This window comes from Alkalihalobacillus sp. BA299 (genome assembly GCF_017745675.1).
Taxonomy (GTDB): domain Bacteria; phylum Bacillota; class Bacilli; order Bacillales; family Bacillaceae_F; genus Alkalihalobacterium.
In genome coordinates this window covers 1-2,741 of record NZ_JAFLJM010000047.1, presented here as the reverse complement: position 1 = coordinate 2,741, position 2,741 = coordinate 1, and the positions used below count along the sequence as shown (strand labels likewise).

Annotated in this window: 3 protein-coding genes; 2 read left to right on the top strand and 1 reads right to left on the bottom strand. The window is 37.0% G+C overall.

Annotation, left to right across the window (positions count from 1 at the left end):
• Positions 1–382 precede the first annotated feature (382 nt).
• A complete protein-coding gene (locus J0N78_RS25370; RefSeq protein ID WP_209125857.1) occupies positions 383–1,093 on the top strand; it encodes a tRNA (adenine(22)-N(1))-methyltransferase in 711 nt (236 codons plus the stop codon).
• On the top strand, positions 1,090–2,211 hold the full coding sequence (locus J0N78_RS25365; protein ID WP_209125856.1) for a Nif3-like dinuclear metal center hexameric protein: 1,122 nt from the start codon (positions 1,090–1,092) through the stop codon (positions 2,209–2,211). The genes J0N78_RS25370 and J0N78_RS25365 overlap by 4 nt, the downstream gene beginning before the upstream one ends.
• A gap of 255 nt (positions 2,212–2,466) precedes the next feature.
• On the opposite strand, the gene J0N78_RS25360 is transcribed toward J0N78_RS25365, so the two are convergent.
• On the bottom strand, positions 2,467–2,741 hold a 275-nt coding region (locus J0N78_RS25360; protein WP_209125855.1), incomplete at its 5' end, for an IS3 family transposase.

Genomic DNA, 2,741 nt, shown 5'->3' with positions numbered 1-2,741 from the left:
TAATTTATATCCAAGTTCTCCATGTAAATACTCAGTAACAAGCTTTATTTTAAATTCCTCACTATATTTGGCCATAAAAATACCCCCAAAAGTTAGTTTTCTACTCTAACTTTTGGGGGTCGGTACCCAGTCACCCCTCTTTTTTTCGTTAAATGGTATGAATTTTGAGGATGTCTAGCTTCAGCGCCCAGCGTCTAGTGGACGAGCTCTCCTCTTTACGATAAGTCAACATCGCCTCGTTATAACTCGCCGTGTTTCCTTTATCTCATACGGAGGGCGCAAGGATATACGCCGCAAAACGCGCGCTTACGCTGTTCTAACTTGCACTTTAATATTCATAATAGGTATGATTAAAAAAAGTCTACATAAATGTGGTGAAAACATGAATGAAACAAAGCTTTCAAAACGCTTAAAAACTGTTGCAGATTTTGTACATAAGGATGCAAGGATCGCTGATATTGGTTCCGACCATGCGTATCTTCCGTCCTATTTATGTGTCAATAATCAAATTCGTTATGCCGTTGCAGGTGAGGTAAATGATGGACCGTACCAATCGGCGCTTTCTCAAGTTCATAGGTTAGGGATATCAGGTACAGTTCATGTTCGCAAAGGAAATGGGCTTGAAGTCATTTCACCTCAAGAAGTTGATCATGTCATTATTGCAGGTATGGGAGGAGCATTGATTACCGAAATTTTAGAGACGGGACGCGAAAAGCTTGATGGAGTAAAACGGCTAATATTGCAACCGAATGTAATGGCAGATCGAATACGCATTTGGTTAAAAAAGAATGATTGGGAATTAATCCATGAAGTTATATTAGAAGAAGATGATAAAATATACGAAATTCTTGTAGCTGAAAGAGGATATGGGGATAAGCCTTACACTGACCAATGTGAATTAGAATTATTACTTGGCCCTTTTTTAATGCATGAAAAAAATTCAGCCTTCATTAAAAAGTGGAAAAGTGAGATCAATAGCTGGAAACGAATTTTGAATCAATTCGAACAGGCAAAAGAAACAGAGGAAGTGAAATTGAAAAAAGAAGAAGTAATTCGATTAATTACTTCAGTTGAGGAGGTCATTTCAAGATGAGCAAACTAGCCAATGGTCAAGCAATTATACAAATGTTTGAGAGTTGGTCACCGAAGTCACTAGCAGTAGAAGGGGATAAAATTGGTTTAATGGTCGGAACCCTCAATAAACCCATCCAAAAAGTAATGGTTGCTCTCGATGTTCTTGAGGAAGTGATAGATGAAGCAATTGATGAAGGTGTCGACTTAATCATTGCTCACCACCCACTTATTTTTAGACCGCTAAAAAATATTGATACGAATCGTCCAGCAGGTCGTATCATTGAAAAAGCGATTAAGCATAATATTACGATATACGCTGCACATACGAATTTAGATGTTGCTAGGGGTGGAGTAAATGATATGATGGCTGCTGCCCTAGGCTTAAAGGATTGTGAAGTACTATCACCAACGACTGAGATTGCATTAAAGAAAGTCGTGGTTTTTGTTCCTCATAGTCATGTAGATCATGTTCGATCTGCACTTGGGAACGCAGGGGCAGGTCATATCGGCAATTACAGTCATTGTACCTTTAATAGTGAAGGTTTTGGTACGTTTACACCCTTAGAAGGAACAAATCCATTTATCGGTCAGCAAGGTAAGCTAGAAAAAGTTGATGAAGTGAAGATTGAAACGATTATTCCAAGTCACCTTCAGAATAAAGTAATTGCAGCAATGATTAAAGCCCACCCTTACGAAGAACCAGCTTTTGATATTTATCCACTTCATAATAACGGAGAAGTACTGGGATTAGGCCGTATCGGTCTTCTTCAAGAGGAAATAACGTTAGAGCAATTTGCATATCTTGTGAAGGATGCTTTTGATGTAAAAGGTGCACGAGTTGTCGGTAAACTCGATTCAAGAGTAAAGAAAGTAGCTGTTCTTGGAGGAGATGGGAACAAGTATATGTCTCAAGCAATATTTAAAGGCGCCGATGTCTTTGTTACGGGAGACGTCTACTACCATGTTGCACATGATGCGATGATGGATGGTCTTAATATCGTTGACCCAGGGCACAATGTTGAAAAAATCATGAAGCAAGGGGTACAGAAATACTTACAAGAATACTTAGCTAATCATAAATATGAAACAGAAGTGATAACGAGTAAAGTAAATACAGATCCTTTTCAATTCATATAATTAAATATTAAATATAGATAGAAAAAAGTGTCAGCACCTTTTTGGGTAGCTGACCTTCCTTTGCGGACTGAGAATCCGTTATTTTAGGAAATATGACAATGAAGACAATATATTCCTATATCTGCCAAATATTTGCAATTAGTGATGGGATTGCACTACTTAATTGGAGAATAATCCCTGTATACTAAGATAAAAACGCATGTGATTTTCTATTGAAAATTGAAGTGACCCCAAAAAGTTAGACAGATAATTTTATTAAGCTGCTTGTTGGGCAAGTGTTCGGTATTGTATCAGACTCTTGCCTTTTAATTTTGACTTTATACGTTTGTTATTATAATAAAACATGTATTCCTCAAGTTCTTGTTTAAAATGTTCAATGCTTTCAAATTCATTTAGATAAAGGAATTCAGACTTCATAATTCCAAAGAAATTCTCTATAACGGCGTTGTCATAACAGTTTCCTTTACGTGACATGCTTTGTGTTATTCCATGTTCTTTTAAGGCATGACGATACTGTTTCATTTGGTAAT